16 protein-coding genes are annotated in these 16,161 nt (G+C 66.2%); 8 read left to right on the top strand and 8 right to left on the bottom strand.

The window, feature by feature from the left end:
• Positions 1–2 precede the first annotated feature (2 nt).
• The 4 genes from PRtIB026_RS18310 (at position 3) to PRtIB026_RS18295 (ending at position 3,353) form a co-directional block, all read left to right on the top strand.
• Complete coding sequence (locus PRtIB026_RS18310) at positions 3–974, top strand: XdhC family protein (protein ID WP_203652393.1); 972 nt, start codon at positions 3–5, stop codon at positions 972–974.
• Entirely contained in the window at positions 971–1,534 is a 564-nt protein-coding gene (locus tag PRtIB026_RS18305) for a nucleotidyltransferase family protein (protein ID WP_203652394.1), read from the top strand. The genes PRtIB026_RS18310 and PRtIB026_RS18305 overlap by 4 nt, the downstream gene beginning before the upstream one ends.
• Before the next feature lie 257 nt (positions 1,535–1,791).
• A complete protein-coding gene (gene hchA / locus PRtIB026_RS18300) occupies positions 1,792–2,646 on the top strand; it encodes a glyoxalase III HchA (protein ID WP_203652395.1) in 855 nt (284 codons plus the stop codon).
• Positions 2,647–2,651: 5 nt separating this feature from the next.
• Positions 2,652–3,353: a PA1136 family autoinducer-binding transcriptional regulator gene (locus tag PRtIB026_RS18295; protein ID WP_203652396.1), complete on the top strand. Its 702-nt coding sequence runs from the start codon at positions 2,652–2,654 to the stop codon at positions 3,351–3,353.
• Between the two features lies 1 nt (position 3,354).
• On the opposite strand, the gene PRtIB026_RS18290 is transcribed toward PRtIB026_RS18295, so the two are convergent.
• Entirely contained in the window at positions 3,355–4,347 is a 993-nt protein-coding gene (locus tag PRtIB026_RS18290) for an NAD(P)H-quinone oxidoreductase (RefSeq protein WP_324256567.1), read from the bottom strand.
• Positions 4,348–4,607: 260 nt separating this feature from the next.
• Between PRtIB026_RS18290 and PRtIB026_RS18285 the strand changes: the two genes are divergently transcribed.
• A complete protein-coding gene (locus tag PRtIB026_RS18285; protein ID WP_203652397.1) occupies positions 4,608–5,471 on the top strand; it encodes a LysR family transcriptional regulator in 864 nt (287 codons plus the stop codon).
• A 24-nt stretch (positions 5,472–5,495) separates the two neighbouring features.
• On the opposite strand, the gene PRtIB026_RS18280 is transcribed toward PRtIB026_RS18285, so the two are convergent.
• Positions 5,496–6,443 carry a LysR substrate-binding domain-containing protein gene (locus PRtIB026_RS18280; protein ID WP_203652398.1) on the bottom strand — a complete coding sequence of 316 codons (948 nt, stop codon included), beginning with the start codon at positions 6,441–6,443 and terminating at the stop codon, positions 5,496–5,498.
• Between the two features lie 146 nt (positions 6,444–6,589).
• On the opposite strand from PRtIB026_RS18280, the gene PRtIB026_RS18275 reads away from it, so the two are divergent.
• The gene (locus tag PRtIB026_RS18275; RefSeq protein ID WP_203652399.1) at positions 6,590–7,966 is read left to right on the top strand and encodes an L-serine ammonia-lyase; all 1,377 of its coding nucleotides are present in this window, start codon (positions 6,590–6,592) and stop codon (positions 7,964–7,966) included.
• Between the two features lie 202 nt (positions 7,967–8,168).
• Positions 8,169–9,476: a serine/threonine transporter gene (locus PRtIB026_RS18270; protein ID WP_203652400.1), complete on the top strand. Its 1,308-nt coding sequence runs from the start codon at positions 8,169–8,171 to the stop codon at positions 9,474–9,476.
• A 70-nt stretch (positions 9,477–9,546) separates the two neighbouring features.
• On the opposite strand, the gene PRtIB026_RS18265 is transcribed toward PRtIB026_RS18270, so the two are convergent.
• The 3 genes from PRtIB026_RS18265 to PRtIB026_RS18255 form a co-directional block, all read right to left on the bottom strand.
• The gene (locus PRtIB026_RS18265; RefSeq protein ID WP_203652401.1) at positions 9,547–10,002 is read right to left on the bottom strand and encodes a DUF1842 domain-containing protein; all 456 of its coding nucleotides are present in this window, start codon (positions 10,000–10,002) and stop codon (positions 9,547–9,549) included.
• Between the two features lie 19 nt (positions 10,003–10,021).
• Positions 10,022–10,615: a DUF1842 domain-containing protein gene (locus PRtIB026_RS18260; RefSeq protein WP_203652402.1), complete on the bottom strand. Its 594-nt coding sequence runs from the start codon at positions 10,613–10,615 to the stop codon at positions 10,022–10,024.
• A 320-nt stretch (positions 10,616–10,935) separates the two neighbouring features.
• Positions 10,936–11,613: a DUF3313 domain-containing protein gene (locus PRtIB026_RS18255; RefSeq protein ID WP_203652403.1), complete on the bottom strand. Its 678-nt coding sequence runs from the start codon at positions 11,611–11,613 to the stop codon at positions 10,936–10,938.
• Positions 11,614–11,795: 182 nt separating this feature from the next.
• Here PRtIB026_RS18255 and PRtIB026_RS18250 point away from each other — a divergent pair, with 182 nt between their 5' ends.
• Positions 11,796–12,101: a helix-turn-helix domain-containing protein gene (locus PRtIB026_RS18250; RefSeq protein WP_186714127.1), complete on the top strand. Its 306-nt coding sequence runs from the start codon at positions 11,796–11,798 to the stop codon at positions 12,099–12,101.
• Between the two features lie 10 nt (positions 12,102–12,111).
• Here the strand turns inward: PRtIB026_RS18250 and PRtIB026_RS18245 are convergent, their stop codons facing one another.
• The 3 genes from PRtIB026_RS18245 to PRtIB026_RS18235 all read right to left on the bottom strand — a co-directional run bounded on the left by PRtIB026_RS18245 (position 12,112) and on the right by PRtIB026_RS18235 (position 16,022).
• Positions 12,112–13,407, bottom strand: a complete 1,296-nt coding sequence (locus PRtIB026_RS18245; protein ID WP_267812635.1) for an NAD(P)/FAD-dependent oxidoreductase — start codon at positions 13,405–13,407, stop codon at positions 12,112–12,114.
• Positions 13,408–13,420: 13 nt separating this feature from the next.
• Complete coding sequence (locus PRtIB026_RS18240; protein ID WP_203652404.1) at positions 13,421–14,509, bottom strand: polyamine ABC transporter substrate-binding protein; 1,089 nt, start codon at positions 14,507–14,509, stop codon at positions 13,421–13,423.
• Positions 14,510–14,663: 154 nt separating this feature from the next.
• On the bottom strand, positions 14,664–16,022 hold the full coding sequence (locus tag PRtIB026_RS18235) for a glutamine synthetase family protein (RefSeq protein WP_028689491.1): 1,359 nt from the start codon (positions 16,020–16,022) through the stop codon (positions 14,664–14,666).
• Between the last annotated feature and the right edge of the window lie 139 nt (positions 16,023–16,161).

Below are 16,161 nucleotides of genomic sequence, written 5' to 3'. Positions count from 1 at the left end.
CCGTGCAGCATCTCGACCTTCAGGTGGTGCGCCAGGCGGCGCAGTGGTCGCGTGACGGCTTGCGCGTGTGGCTGTGCACGGTGCTCTGCACCTACGGCTCGGCGCCGCGCGCGCCGGGCTCGCTGTTGGCGGTCAACGACCAGGGGCACTGGGTCGGCTCGCTGTCCGGCGGCTGCGTCGAGGAGGACTTCCTCGAACGCGTCGCCGCCGACGAGTTCGCCGCTGCCGTCGCCGTGGTGCGCTATGGCGACGGCAGCGACACCCGCGGCAACATCCGCCTGCCCTGCGGTGGCATCCTCGATGTGCTGGTGGAGAACCTGCCGGGCGACTGCGCGACCCAGGCACACCTGGGTGAGCTGGAGGCGGCCTTGCTGGGCCGTCGCCGGCTGCTGCGCGAGGTCGACCTGCGCACGGGCGAACGTCGCGTATTGGATGACCACAGCCAGGGGCCACGGGTGGAGCAGGGCGGCGAGTTCGTGCGCTTGCGCGTCGGCGCCGCCCAACGCCTGTTGCTGGCGGGCTACTCGAGCGTCGCGCACTTCTGCGCCGAGTTCGGCAAGGGCCTGGGCTTCGAGGTGGTGCTGTGCGACCCTCGCGACGAGGTGATGGACAACGTGGTGTTCGACGGGATAGAAATCCGTCGGGAACTGCCCTCGCTGTTCATCGCCAACGGTGGCTGCCACCGCGACACGGCGGTGGTGGCGCTCACCCACGACCCGAAGATCGACGACCTGGCCATGCTCGAAGCGGTACATACCGAAGCCTTCTACATCGGCGTGATGGGCTCGCGCGCCACCTCGGAAAAGCGCCGTGAACGCCTGCGCCGTATCGGCGGGCTCGACGATGCCGAGATGGCGCGCATCCATGCCCCCATCGGCCTCAACCTGGGCAGCAAGACGCCGGCGGAGATCGCCCTGGCGGTGCTCGCCGATATCCTCCGTACCCGCAGCGGCATCGCCCGCGAGGCTTTGTGAGCGTCGTCGCGTTGGTATTGGCGGCCGGCCAGGGTTCGCGCTTCGGCGCGGACAAGCGCCGGGCCGCGCTGGGCGATGGTCGCAGCCTGTTGCAGCATAGCGTCGAGCGCGCCCTGGCGGCGTTCGACGAGGTGCGCGTGGTGCTGCGCGCTGGCGAACGGGGCGAGGATCTGGGGTTGCCGGCGGGCTGCCGAATTGTCCATAGCCTCGAGGCCGGACTGGGCATGGGCCATAGCCTGGCGGCGGGCGCCGCTTCGCTGGGCGACAGCGAGGCGCAGGCGGTCGCCATCCTGTTGGGGGACATGCCGTGGATTCTGCCCGCAACCTTCCGGCGGTTGATCGCAAGCGCTGGCCCTGCGGTCATCGTGGTGCCGCGTCATCTGGGGCAGAATGGGCATCCGGTGCTGTTTGGGCGCAACTACTGGCCTGAACTCGCACTGATGGCCGGCGATGAGGGCGCGCGTTCGGTGCTGCAACGGCATCGGCAACAGTTGCAGGTGGTCGAGGTAGACGACGCAGGTGTATTGCGCGACGTCGATACACCCGCTGCGCTCGACTAGACTGCCCTGAGCCATTTTGCGGTCCCGGTGTAGGAGCGGCCTTGTGCCGCGAAAGGGGCGCGAAGCGGCCCCAGGCTCCGAGTCACCATCAATATCGCTGGGGCTGCTGCCGCAGCCCTTTCGCGGCACAAGGCCGCTCCTACACCGGGACTTTGTACCGATGCCACGGACAGCCATTGAGGGAAAACCCTCATTGCCGCGCATCCGGTGGCCTCCTAGCATGGATCTGGTCAACCCCCAGGCACTGGAGCACAGCCATGACCAACAGCAACGACGACAAACGCCCGACCCCCGACCCGGCCGAGGACAACGCCTTTTTCCCCTCGCCGTTCTCCCTCAGCCAATTCACCTCACCCAAGTCTGACCTCAGCGGCGCCGACTACCCCGACGCCTACAAGGGCGGACGCTGGAAAATCCTCTTGATCGGCGCCGACGAGCGCTACCTGCTCACCGACAACGGCACGCTGTTTTCCACCGGCAACCATCCGGTGGAAACCCTGCTGCCCATGTACCACCTGGACAAGGCCGGCTTCGCCTTCGATGTCGCGACCTTGTCGGGCAACCCGGTCAAGTTCGAATACTGGGCCATGCCGCGCGAGGACCAGCAGGTGCTCGGCCTGTTCGAGCGCTACAAGCCCGCCTTCAAACAGCCGCGCAAGCTCGCCGAGGTGATCGACAGTGCCCTGGGTGACGACTCGGACTACATCGGCGTGTTCATTCCCGGTGGCCATGGCGCGTTGATCGGCCTGCCGGAAAGCGAAGAGGTTGCCCAGGTGCTGAAATGGGCGGCGAATCACGACAAGTTCGTTATCACCCTGTGCCACGGTCCGGCGGCGCTGCTGGCTGGCGGCAAACTGTTCGATGGCTACAAGATCTGCGCCTTCCCCGATGAGCTGGATGCCAAGACCCCGGACATCGGCTACATGCCCGGTCACCTGACCTGGAAGTTCGGCGAGCGTCTGCAGGCGCAGGGCGTCGAGATCGTCAACGAGGGTATCTCCGGTGCTGTCCACCAGGACCGTCGGTTGCTCACCGGCGACAGCCCGCTGGCCGGCAACGCCTTGGGCAAGCTGGCTGCCGCGGCGTTGCTCAAGGCGGCCAACGGCGGGTGAGCGGCATGCCGTTCGACGAGGTGGTACAGGCGGTCCGGCAGATCGAGCAGGCTACCGCCCTGACGACGATCCAGACGGCCGTGCGCAACGTCGCCCGGCCGCTGGGCTATGACCGCTTTGTGTTGTTCAGCGCCAGCGCTGCGCGGGATGAAGTGGTCGAGCGCATCCACTGGGTGGAAGGGGACTGGTTCGGTGATGGCCAGGTGGTCGATGCCCGGACCTACGTACGCCATTGCCCGGTGACCCGCCATCTGCTGGCGGCCCGTGAAGCGTTCTTCTGGAGCAAGCAGCCGAGCGACGAAGGTGAACGCTATCGGGTGGTGCGGGTGCCATGCGGGCCGGGCATCCATGGCCTGCAAGTGCCGGTGTTCGGCCCGGCGGGCCTGGAGGGAGCGATGAGCCTGGGCGGTGTGCGCATCGACGCTTCGGCGCCGGCGCGCCTGGCCCTGAGCCTGCTGGCCAACGCCGCGTTCCTCGGTGCACGGCGGCTGCTGGAGGCACCGCCCGGCGAGGGTCAGCTGTCGGCGCGTGAGCGCCAGGTGCTGGCCTGGACCGCCGCCGGGCAGCGCCAGGCGGATATCGCCGCCACCCTGGGCCTGTCGGTGCGCACCGTGGAAAACCATCTTCGCGCCGCCCGCCGGCGCTTGGGGGTGAGCACCACCGCCCAGGCGATCAGGATCGCCCTGGGCAGCGGCGCGCTCGACTGACTCAGCCGTTGTGCGCAACCGTCAACACCACCTTGCCGATATGCCGGCCAGACTCCATCAGGGCATGGGCCTGGCTGGCCGCCGCCAGCGGGAAGGTCGCGTGAACCAATGGCTTGACCGAACCGCTGCGCACATGAGGCCAGGCCTTGGCCAGCAGGTCCGTGAGAATCGCTGCCTTGTCGTCGGCACTGCGCGCGCGCAGCGTCGAGCCGATATGGGTCAGGCGCTTGGTCAGCAGGGGGAACAGGTCGACCTCGGTGGCCGGGCCCTTGACCACGCCGATCTGCACGATGCGTCCGTCCATGGCCGCGGCCTTGAAATTGCGGGCCACATAGTCACCGGCGATGATGTCGACGATCACGTCCACGCCCTTGCCCTCGGTGTGCAGCATGACCTGTTCGACGAAGTCCTCGCGGGTGTAGTCGATGGCCACGTCGGCGCCCAGTTCCAGGCTGGCGGCCTGTTGCCCGGCGCCATTGACCGTGGTGAGGATCTTCGCCGCGCCCAAGGCACGGGCCAGCTGCGTGGCGGTGGTGCCGATGCCGGAGGCGCCGCCGTGGATCAGCACGCTTTCACCGGCCTTGAAGCCGCCACGCTGGAACAGGTTGACCCAGACGGTCATGAACGTTTCTGGCAAGGCCGCGCCCTCGACCATCGACAGGTTGTCCGGCAGGTGCGCGGTGGTGCGCTCGTCGGCCACGGCGTACTCGGCGTAGCCGCCGCCCTGGACCAGGGCGATCACCGCGTCGCCCACGGCAAAGTGGCGGACCTGCTCGCCGGTGGCCACGACCTTGCCGGCGATCTCCAGCCCCGGAATGTCCGGCGCGCCGGCGGGCGGGTCGTACAGGCCCTTGCGCTGCAGCAGGTCGGGGCCGTTGACGCCGGCGGCATGGACCTGGATCAGCACCTCCCGGGGGCCTGGTCGAGGCGTGGCATGGGTGGTGGCCTGCAGGACCTCGGGGCCCCCAGGTTGGGTAATATCGATGGCGGTCATGTGAGTGGGGATGTGACGCATGAAAACCTCTGTCATTCTGAGGAAAGGCCGCTTTGGCCCGGTGCGTCACAGGGTATGAAACCCACGCTGCGCGGTCGCGCGGCGATTTTGCGACGCACCTTTGCAGATTTTCTTCAGGTGAGATTCCTGTCCTGTGGGAGCGGGTTTACCCGCGAATACGTTGGTGAACCCACTACTGTTTTCGCGGGTAAACCCGCTCCCACAGGCTCTCGTTGCCCGACGAACAATGGAGTGAACAAATGAACTGGGACGACGCCCGCATGCTGCTGGCCTTGAGCCGCGAACTGACCCTGCGCCGCGCCGCCCGGGTGCTGCGCGTCGACCAGGCCACGGTGGGCCGGCGGGTGGCGGCGCTGGAGGCCGATCTTGGCGCGACCCTGTTCCTGCGCACCCCCGCCGGTTACCAGTTGACCGCCACCGGCGAAGTGGCCGTGGAGCTGGCGCAGAAGATGGAGCAGGCTGCCCTGGAGCTGGCCCGTCGCACCCGGGGCAGCGATAACGAACAGGCCGGCGAGGTGCGCATCGCCACCACCGATTCCCTGGCGCTGGAGTTCGTCATCCCGGCGCTGCGCCGGTTGCACGACGATCACCCCGAGGTGCGCATCGTGCTCAGCGGCAGCTCGGAGATCGTCAACCTGTCGCAACGCGAAACCGACATCGCCATCCGCAACCAGCGCCCGGACAACCCCGACCTGGTGCTGCGCAAGCTGGCCAGCTGGCAGATGGGGCTGTTCGCCTCGGCGGACTATCTGGCGCGTCGCGGCATGCCGCAGGAGGGCAGTTTTGCCGGCCATGACCTGGTGGTGTACGAGCCGTACTGGCGTGATCGCGGGGTACCGACCCTGGTGGACGTGCCCATGGGCGAGGGCAGGGTGGTGATGGCGGCCAATGCCAGCATGATGCTGCGCCGGGGCATTGCCGAAGGGTTGGGCCTGGGCGAGATCCCCGTGGCGTTGGGGCAGCGCGACGGCCTGCTGCGGGTCTGGCCGCAGCGCGCGCGCAGCCAGCCCTACGAGGTGTGGATGGTCACCCATCGGGACCTGCGCCACACGGCGCGGGTGCGGGCAGTGATCGACCAGCTGGTGCAGGCGTTTGCCGATTGAGGACGCTGTGCGGTGCGAATACCTTCAGTTGGCGGGCAGCTTCAGCGGATGCAAGGCGCGGAAACCCTGTGCTTCTTCCACCAGCCAGTCATGCACCGCACGCGCTCCAGGCTGGCTCAGTCCGCCCGGCGGATACAGCAGCACATAGCGCTTGTGGTTGGTGATCGGCACCCCGAACGGCACGATCAGCGCGCCGCGCTCCAGCTCGTCGTTGAGCAGGGTGCGCCGGGCGATGGCCACGCCGACACCGGCGATGGCGGCCTCGATGGTCAGGTGGTTGCGGTTGAAGGTGTGCCCGCGGCGCACGTCCAGCCCGCCGGCGCCGATGCCGTCGAGGTAGAACTCCCATTCGGCGTACTCCGAGCTGCCGCGCCAGGCGGTGATGTCGTGCAGCAGCGGGTAGTGAGCCAGGTCCGCCGGCCCATGCAGCGGTGGGCGGCCACGCAGCAGGGCCGGCGAGCAGACCGGAAAGATCTGTTCGTCCAGCAGCGGGGTGGAGAGCATGCCCGGGTAGCTGCCGTCGTTGAGGTCGATGGCCAGGTCGAAGTCTTCCGGGTGCAGCGCCTGGTTGCTGTCCTCGGCCACCAGGCGCAGTTCGATGTCCGGGTAGCGCTGCTGGAAGCGCGGCAGGCGCGGTGTCAGCCACTTGGCCAGGAACGAGGGGATCGAGCGCAAGCGCAGGGTGCCACGGATTTCACCGGCATCCAGGCGCAGCAGCTCGGCCTCGATGCCGCCATAGGCCTCGGCCACGGTCTGGGCCAGGCGCTGGCCTTCGGCGGACAGCTCGACGCCACGGGCGCGGCGCAGGAACAGGCGAAAGCCCAGGCGTTCCTCGAGCTGGCGCATTTGTTGGCTGACCGCGCCGGGGGTGATGTGCAGCTCCTCGGCGCAACGGGTGAACGACAGGTGCCGCGCCGCACAGGAGAACACGTGCAGCCAGACGAACACCTGGCCGTTGAGTGGGCCTTTCATCGTTTAGTCCTGCTAAAGGCTTATGTAGGAAGTTTCGTTGGTCAAGCTGGCCTGAGAGGGGCAGTATCGCGCAACTTGGCAATACCGCTCAAATTTTCCAGAGAACCGTGGCATATCCTAGATGGTTGTCACGGTCAGGCATTAGCATGGCTATCAGTGTTTTCGACCTTTTCAAGATTGGCATCGGCCCGTCCAGCTCCCATACCGTCGGCCCCATGCGCGCCGCGGCGACCTTCGCCCAGGCCCTGCGTGAACGCGGCCTGCTGGCCCAGGTGCGGCGAGTCGAGGTGCGCCTGTATGGCTCGCTGTCGGCCACCGGTGTCGGTCACGCCACGGACCGCGCCTGCCTGCTGGGGTTGATGGGCCAGTGGCCGGACCGCATCGATCCGCACAGCATCGAGCCACGCATCGACCAGCTGATGCAGGAGCAGTGCCTGATGCTCGATGGCAGCCAGCCGATCGAGTTCCAGTACAGCCGTGACATGCGCCTGCTTGACGAGAGCCTGGCCTATCACCCCAATGCGATGACCCTGGAAAGCTTCGACGGGCAGGGCAGCCAGTTCAGCCAGACCTACTATTCCGTGGGTGGCGGCTTTATCGTCGAGCAAAGCGAGATCGATGCGCCGCAAGGCAGCGACAACCCGGTCGCCTTGCCCTACGAATTCTCCAGCGGCGCCGAACTGCTGGCCCTGTGCAAGGCCCACAACCTGAGCGTCAGCCAGCTGATGCTGGCCAACGAGTGCGCCTGGCGCCCGGAAAGCGAGGTGCGCGAAGGCCTGCTGAAGATCTGGGCGGCGATGGGCGAGTGCGTCGACAACGGCCTGCGCAACGAAGGCATCCTGCCCGGCGGGCTGAAGGTCAAGCGCCGGGCGGCGCGCCTGCACCGCAGCCTGCAGGAGGTCGGCAAGCCCAACGTGATCGGCTCGACCCTCAGCGCCATGGAATGGGTCAACCTGTTTGCCCTGGCGGTCAACGAAGAGAACGCCGCCGGCGGGCGCATGGTCACCGCGCCCACCAACGGCGCGGCCGGGATCATCCCGGCGGTGCTGCATTACTACATGAAGTTCAACCCCGGTGCCTGCGACGACGACGTGGTGGCGTTCCTGCTGGCGGCCGCTGCGGTGGGCATCCTGTGCAAGAAGAACGCCTCGATCTCCGGCGCCGAAGTGGGCTGCCAGGGCGAGGTGGGCTCGGCCTGCTCGATGGCCGCCGCGGGGCTCGCCGAGGTGCTGGGCGCCACGCCGCCACAGCTGGAAAACGCTGCCGAGATCGCCCTTGAGCACAACCTCGGGCTGACCTGCGACCCGGTCGGTGGCCTGGTGCAGATCCCCTGCATCGAGCGCAACGCGATCGCCGCGGTGAAGGCCATCAACGCCGTGCAGATGGCCCTGCGCGGTGACGGCGAGCACTTCATCTCCCTCGACCGGGTGATCCGCACTATGCGTGACACCGGCGCGGACATGCACGCCAACTACAAGGAAACCTCCCGCGGCGGCCTGGCTGTCGCGTTCGTCGAGTGCTGATGGCTCCGTACGGACCCCGCTGTAGGAGCGGCCTCGTGCCGCGAAAGGGCCGCAAAGCGGCCCCGGCGATACTCCTCCCACACTGAAATTCTTGGGCTGCACTGCAGCCCGTTCGCGGCACAAGGCCGCTCCTACAGGGGAGCGGTATCAACCTGCAACACCCGCTGTACCTGCGACAAAAACAACTACAAGGCGATACCCAATGACTGATGTACAAAGCACCACGAGCGTTCGTGCGGATTCGGCTGCCCTGGCTTCGGCCAGCGGCTCGACCACCTGGAACCGCCACGACACCACCTGGGCCCTGGGCCTGTATGGCACGGCGATCGGCGCCGGCACCCTGTTCCTGCCGATCAACGCCGGAGTAGGCGGTTTCTGGCCGCTGCTGATCCTGGCGCTGCTGGCGTTCCCCATGACCTTCTTCGCCCACCGCGCGCTGACCCGCTTCGTGCTGTCCGGGCGCAAGGGCGGCAACGAGGACATCACCGAGGTGGTGGAAGAGCACTTCGGCGTGGGCGCCGGCAAGCTCATCACCTTGCTGTACTTCTTCGCCATCTTTCCGATCCTGCTGGTCTACAGCGTGGCCTTGACCAACACCCTGACCAGCTTCTTCGAACACCAGCTGCACATCGGCGCGCCGCCGCGAGCGCTGCTGGCCCTGCTGCTGATCTGCGGGCTGATGATCGTGGTGCGCTGTGGCCAGCAGATCATCGTCAAGGCCATGAGCGTGCTGGTCTATCCCTTCGTTGCCTCGTTGCTGCTGCTGGCCTTGAGCCTGATTCCCAACTGGAACGGCGCGTTCTTCGCCCAGGCCAACGAAGGCATCAGCGCCTCGAAGCTGCTGCTGACCTTGTGGCTGGCGATCCCGGTGATGGTGTTCTCGTTCAACCACTCGCCGATCATCTCCGCGTTCGCCGTCGACCAGAAGCACCGTTATGGCAATGATGCCGACCGCAAGAGCGGCCGCACCCTGGCCACCGCCCATGTGATGATGGTACTGACGGTGATGTTCTTCTGCTTCAGCTGCGTGCTGGCCCTGAGCCCGGCCGACCTGGCCGCGGCCAAGGCGCAGAATATCTCGATCCTGTCGTACCTGGCCAACCACTTCCAGACCCCGGTGATCGCCTTTGTCGCGCCGCTGATCGCGCTGGTGGCGATCACCAAGTCGTTCCTTGGCCACTACATCGGTGCCAGCGAAGGTTTCCAGGGCATGATCGTCAAGAGCCTGCGCGGACGTGGCAAGGCCTGGCCGGCCAAGCGCCTGGAGCGCGCCACGGCGCTGTTCATGCTGGTGACCTGCTGGGCGGTGGCGACCCTCAACCCGAGCATTCTCGGGCTGATCGAAAGTCTGGGTGGGCCGGTGATCGCCTGCTTGCTGTTCCTGATGCCGATGTATGCGGTACAGAAGGTGCCGGCGTTGCGCCAGTACTCGGGCAAGCTGTCGAACGTATTCGTGGTTTTGATCGGCTTGATCACGCTGTCGGCGATTGCCTATAGCTTCATGGCCTGACCGATGATCGCGGGGCCAGCCCGTTCCCACACCTTGATGTGGGGGCGGGCTGGCCCCGCGACGGTTCAGGTCAAGCGTTTTCCAGGTGCTTGATCACAGCCTTCAGGCGCTCCGCGGGTTGCGGTTGATCCTGGTGGGTGATGTCCGGCGCCTTGCGCACGCGGCCATGCTGGTCGACCCAGTGGCCGTTGCTGAAGTACCGGTAGCTGGCGGTGCCGATGTTCCAGCCCTGGTCGAGCAGACCCTGCAGGTGGAAGCTCTGGGCGATCTGGCTGAGCGGGCCGCTTGGGCTGCCATCCAGGTGCAGGACAATTGACGGGCTACCTACGGGCGCGAACGGCAGCTCGCTGTAGCCGCCCCACACCTTGGCGTGGAAGACCTGGACCGGATGCGTGGCCTGGATGATGGAGGCCCTGCCGGTGACCTTCTTCTGCACGGTATTGACCAGCAGGTCGAGGGTCAGGATAGGTGCGCCGAGCAGCCCGTTGCTGACGTTCAGGCGGGTATGAAAAAGTCCGAAGGACATGCTGATTCTCCTTGTCTGCTCAGGCTTTCTTGGCGGCTTTGGCGGCCGGGCTCTTGGTCGAGGCGAGGGCCTGGTCCAGGGCTTTGCCCACGGCACCGCTGGCCAGTTGCTTGAGTTGCGCGACGTCACCAGTGGCGATCACTGCCTCCAAGGTGGCGTTGTGCAGCTCGGTCGTCAGGTCGACGTTCGCCAGCGTCTGGATGCGTTTGAGCTCAAGCACGACGGGTACGTTGTCCACCTCGATCCAACGCTGGCCGTTGTAGTAACGGTAGCTGGCCGTGCCTTTCTGCCAGTCCAGGTCAAGCAGTGCGCGCAGTTCGAACTGCTCCGGCGAATTGGCGTGTGGGCCACCGTGGTTGCCACGTACCGTCAGCAGGATCTTGCCTTCGCTTGGTGGTTGCACGGTGAGGTAGCTGTAGCTGCCCCAGGCATCCAGGCCCAGCTCCAGCGGTGGGTTGGTGGTCTGGGTGATCAGCGCGTGGCCGTTGACGCTGCGGTCTGGGGTGTAGACCAGCAGGTCCAGCTGCAGGCGCGGGGCGCCCGGGGCATTGGTACCAATGAGGTAGGACACCGGGAACAGGCCTTCCGACGGTGCGGTCAGCGATACAGACATGATTGCCTCCGTTGCATTCAATGAATGAGATACCGTAACCAACGCTTGCGCAGGCGGACGGGGGAGAAAAGGGGGAGAGGCAGGTAGACGGGCGGATGTACTGGCGTGCCCGGTGCGAGCGGCTGTTGGCAGCCGGCTTGTGCAGCCATCCCTGAAGTGCGGTGCCGCCTGCCTGGCAGCTCGCTTGAGTTAAGCAGGCAAAAAATGCAGTGATGGCCTTTTTGCAGTATGTCCGACGAGTGGTGTCAATCAGGCCTGCAAGCCGGCTCCCGTTTCGTGGGAGCGGGCTTGCCCCGCGATGAGCTACGGGCTGGACGGACTCACTTCGACTTCTGCTGCAACGCCACGAAGCTGCGGCGCATGTCGCTGGCCCAGCCATCGAGCACCGGCTTGACGTCGTTCAGGGTCAGTTGCGTGCTGTCGTTCTCCAGCTCCTTGCCGCTGCCCTTGCGCACCACCTGGGCCAGCACGTTCTGGTTGCCGCCGTCGAGGAATGCAGCCTCCACTGCAATGTCCACGGCCTGGTCGCGACCGCCCGCGGCCGTGTTCACCGCCGCGGCCACCAGGGCGATGGGAATCACCTCGTAGGGTTTGAGGCCCTCGGTGCTGGTGGACACTGCGGTGATCGCCGGGCGCACCACGATGGTGTTCGGGCCAGGCTCCTTGACCAGGGTGAGCACGCTCCCCAGTTCGCGGCGCATCGCTTCGTTGAAGTAGCGGGTGATCTCCTGCAGGGTCTGCGCCGAGATCACGTTGGTCGGCTGCGGCTTGGGATAGAACTGGCTCGGTTCGATGAACACCTTGGTGTACTGGCTGGCCTTCACACCCGGATCGATCCAGCGCATCACCGGCGCGCCGGAGACGCTCTCGGCGGGCTTCAGGCGGCTGTAGTCCTTGAGAAAGCCGGAATAGTCCTTGGGATCGACACGGTTGCTGGAGCAGGCAACCAGGGCCAGCAGAGCAGCGCACAGCAGGGTGGTGCGAGGCAGGTGCTTCATGATGACGAGGTCCATGAGGGAAGTGGCCAGAACAACGCTAGCAGGTGGTTGGCCGAAGGCCAGTGTTCGGATGGCGACGGTTGCCGTTTCCTACTGTATTGCCGGAATACGCTGACTATCGATGGGGCTCTGACACTGTGAAGGTATGCCCTCCACGGGTATGTTTATTCTGGAGGTCCACTGTGACCAGCAAACTCATTGAATCACTGCGTGCCGACCTCTCGGCCCTCGAGCAGGCAGGTGCCGTCGGCAAGGTCACGTTGCGCGACTTCGAGGCGATCTGCCCGGCCCCGGTGCGGGCATTCAGCGCCCAGGACATCCGCCACCTGCGCGAAGCGCTGAACTTCAGCCAGCCGGTATTCGCCCTCCACCTGCACACCAGTGCATCGACGGTGCGCAAGTGGGAACAGGGCGAAACACGCCCGGCCGGGCCTGCCTTGAAGCTACTGAACATCATTGCCGACAAGGGGCTGCAGGCCATCCTCTGAAGCAGGGTTGTCAGCCCAGCGCCTCGCGCAACCGGTACCACAGCATGCCCAGCGCCAGCAGCGGCGAGCGCAATGCCTTGCCGCCGGGGAAGGTCAGGTGCGGCACCGCGCTGAACACATCGAAGCCCTGGCTGTGCTCGGTGGCGATGGCCTCGGCGAGCAGCTTCGCGGTCCAGTGGGTGACGTTAAGTCCATGCCCAGAGTAACCCTGGGCATAGTAAACGTTAGGGTGCTGGCCGAGGCGGCCGACCTGGGGGAAACGGTTGGCGGTGATGCCGATCATGCCGCCCCACTGGTAGTCCAGGCGCACCTCGGCCAGTTGCGGGAACACCTTTAGCACTTTGGGCCGCATGTAGGCGCCGATGTCCTTCGGGTCGCGCCCGGAATAGTGGCAGGCGCCGCCGAACAGCAGGCGGCGGTCGGCGGTCAGGCGGTAGTAGTCCAGCCCCACCTTCTGGTCGCACAGTGCCATGTTCTGCGGGATCAGCGTGCGCGCCAGGGCCTCGGGCAAGGGTTCGGTGGCCACCACATAGCTGCCGGCCGGCAGGACCTTGCCGCTCAGGCGCGGCTCCAGCGCGTCGAGATGAGCGTTGCAGCCCAGGATCAGGCTCTGGGCGCGCACCCGGCCCCGGGCGGTATGCAGGGTCACCGTACTGCCATGTTCGATACGCATCACCGGGCTGTGCTCGAAGATCCGCACACCCAGGCCGTGGGCGGCGCGCGCCTCCCCCTGGACCAGGTCGAGCGGGTGCAGGTGGCCCGAGCCCATGTCCACCAGGCCGCCGGCGTACAGGTCGCTGGCGACGATCTCGCGCATGCGTTCGGGGTTGACCAGGCGGGTCTCGTGGCGATAGCCCAGCTCGGCCAGGTCGCGCTGCTCGTCTTCGAAGGCGGCGAACTGGGCGGGGGTGTTGGCCAGCTCGCAGAAGCCCCAGCGCAGGTCGCATTCGATACCGTACTGTTCGATGCGCCGGGCCACCAGCGCGACCGAATCGATGCCGGCCTGCTTGAGGTAGCGCACGCCGTCCTGGCCGACGTGACGGGCGAAACCGGACACGTCATGGCCGATGCCGCGGATCAGCTGGCCGCCGTTGCGCCCGCTGGCGCCCCAGCCGATGCGGCGGGCTTCCAGCAGGATCACCGAGAGGCCGCGCTCAGCCAGTTCGAGGGCGGCGTTGACCCCGGTCAGGCCGCCGCCGACAACGCAGACATCGGCCTGCAGGTCCTGGTCGAGCGCAGGGTAGGTGGCCGCCAGGCGCGCCGAGGCGGCGTAGTAGGAGGCGGTGTGTTCGTTCATCTGTGGCATGGGCGGGCTCGGCTCAGCGGTTGGACTTGATCTTGCTCCAGGAGCGGGTCATCTGCCGCAGGATCCCGGGGCTCTGCATGGTCGAGACATACAGGTTGTCCAGCACGTCCTGGGGCGGGTAGATCTCGGGGTTGTTCACCAGCGCCGGGTCCATGTCGGCCTTGGCATCCGGGTTGGCGTTGGCGTAGCCGACCGTGGCGCTGACCTTGGCGATCACCTTGGGGTCGAGCAGGTAGTTGATGAAGGCCAGGGCCTGCTCGGGGTTCTTGGCGTCCTTGGGGATGGCCAGCAGGTCGAACCACAGGTTGCTGCCTTCCTTGGGAATGCTGTAGGCGACCTTGACGCCATTGCCGGCCTCCTCGGCGCGGTGGGCGGCCTGCAGCACGTCGCCGGAATAGCCGAAAGCGATGCAGACGTCGCCGTTGGCCAGGTCCGAGACGTACTTGGAGGAGTGGAAGTAGGTGATGTACGGGCGCAGTTCCAGCAGGCGGGCCTCGGCCTTGCGGTAGTCGTCGGCCTTCTCGCTGCGCGGGTTCATGCCCAGGTAGTTGAGCATGGCCGGGAACAGTTCGTCCGGCGAGTCCATGAACGCCACGCCGCATTGCTTGAGCTTCTTCAGGTTCTCGGCTTCGAACAGCACCGCCCAGGAGTCGATCCGATCGATGCCCAGCACCGCCTTGACCTTGTCGACGTTGTAACCGATGCCGTTGGTGCCCCAGAGGTACGGCACGGCGTACTGGTTGCCCGGATCGTTCTGCTCCAGCTGCTTGAGCAGTTGCGGGTCCAGGTGCTGCCAGTTCGGCAGCTTGCTGCGGTCCAGCGGCAGGAACGCGCCGGCCTGGGCCTGGCGCGCGAGGAAATGGTTGGAGGGCACGACCACGTCGTAGCCGGTGCGCCCGGCCAGCAGCTTGCCCTCCAGGGTCTCGTTGGAGTCGAACACGTCATAGACCACCTTGATCCCGCTGCTGGCCTGGAAATCAGCCAGGGTGGTGTCACCGATGTAGTCGGTCCAGTTGTACACGCTGACCGTCGGCTGGGCCTGGACGGCGGCGCCGAACAGCAGGGCGAAGGTTGCGGGGATCAAAGCTTGCGGATGACGCATGTCGACACCTCGTTGGTCTTGTTCTTCGAATTCGGTGGTGTAGGGGCTGCTGCGCAGCCCATTCGCGGCACAAAGCCGCTCCTACTGAACGCGCGCAGCCCCTGTAGGAGCGGCCTTGTGCCGCGAAAGGGGCGCAAAGCGCCCCCGAGGGGGCTTAAACGCTCAGCAGCAGGAACTCCCGCTCCCACGAGCTGATCACCCGCTTGAAGTTCTCATGCTCGGCGCGCTTGACCGCGACGTAGCCCTGGACGAACTGCTGCCCCAGGTACTGCTGGACCTTCTCGCAGTCTTCCATGTGCTGCAGTGCGTCCTCGATGGTGATCGGCAGGCGCAGGTTGCGTCGCTCGTAGGCACGGCCCTGCACCGGGGCGCTGGGCTCCAGTTTTTCGACCATGCCGATGTAACCGCACAACAGGCTCGCGGCGATGGCCAGGTAGGGGTTGGCGTCGGCACCCGGCAGGCGGTTCTCCACGCGCATCGCTTCGGGGCTGGACGTTGGCACGCGCAGCCCGGCGGTGCGGTTCTCCTCGCCCCATTCGACGTTCACCGGCGCCGAGGTGTCGGGCAGGAAGCGGCGGAACGAGTTGACGTTCGGCGCGAACATCGGCAGCAGCTTGGGGATGTACTTCTGCAGGCCGCCGATATGGTGCAGGAACAGTTCGCTCATGCTGCCGTCGTCATTGGCGAAGATCGGCTTGCCGGTGGCGATGTCGACCACGCTCTGGTGCAGGTGCATGGCGCTGCCTGGTTCGTCGGTGATCGGCTTGGCCATGAAGGTGGCGGTGACGTTGTGCTTGAGCGCCGCCTCGCGCATCGTGCGCTTGAACACGGTGATCTGGTCGGCCAGGTCCAGGGCGTCGCCATGACGGAAGTTGATCTCCATCTGCGCCGGGCCGTCCTCGTGGATCAGCGTATCCAGGTCCAGGCCCTGGATCTCGCACCAGTCGTAGACGTCCTCGAACAGCGGGTCGAATTCGTTGGCGGCATCGATGGAGAACGACTGGCGGCCACTCTCGGCGCGCCCAGAGCGGCCCAGCGGCACCTGCAACGGCAGGTCCGGGTCTTCGCAGCGCTGGGTGAGGTAGAACTCCATCTCCGGCGCGACGATCGGTTGCCAGCCCTTGTCGGCGTAGAGTTTCAGGACCTTCTTCAGCACGTTGCGCGGCGACAGCTCGATGGGGTTGCCCTGCTTGTCGAAGGTATCGTGGATGACGATCGCGGTCGGTTCGATGGCCCAGGGGATCTGGTACACCGCCGTGGGGTCGGGGCGGCAGACCATGTCGATGTCGGCGGCGTCGAGCAGGCTGTAGTAGATGTCGTCATCGACGTAGTCGCCGGTGACGGTCTGCAGCAGCACGCTCTCGGGCAGGCGCATGCCGCGCTCGTGGAGGAACTTGGCGGTCGGGGCGATCTTGCCGCGGGCGATGCCGGTCAGGTCGCTGATCACGCATTCGACTTCGGTGATCCGGTGTTCTTTCAGCCAGGTGGACAGCTGATCGAAGGGGGCGTTCATACAAACCTCTTGGTTGGGTAGTTGTGGTGGGACGCAAGGCGTTCATCGCCGCAGGGCACTTCCCACAGGTGACGCTGAGGACTATCTTGGTCGCTGCCCCCCCGGGCGATCTATCCACTTTCTTCGGCAATCAATGCAC

Origin of the sequence: Pseudomonas sp. RtIB026 (assembly GCF_016861355.2) — a bacterium.
In the GTDB taxonomy this organism is placed as follows: Bacteria; Pseudomonadota; Gammaproteobacteria; order Pseudomonadales; family Pseudomonadaceae; genus Aquipseudomonas; species Aquipseudomonas peradeniyensis.
Note: the sequence above shows the minus strand (reverse complement) of the source record. Positions and strands in the feature narration are given on the sequence as shown.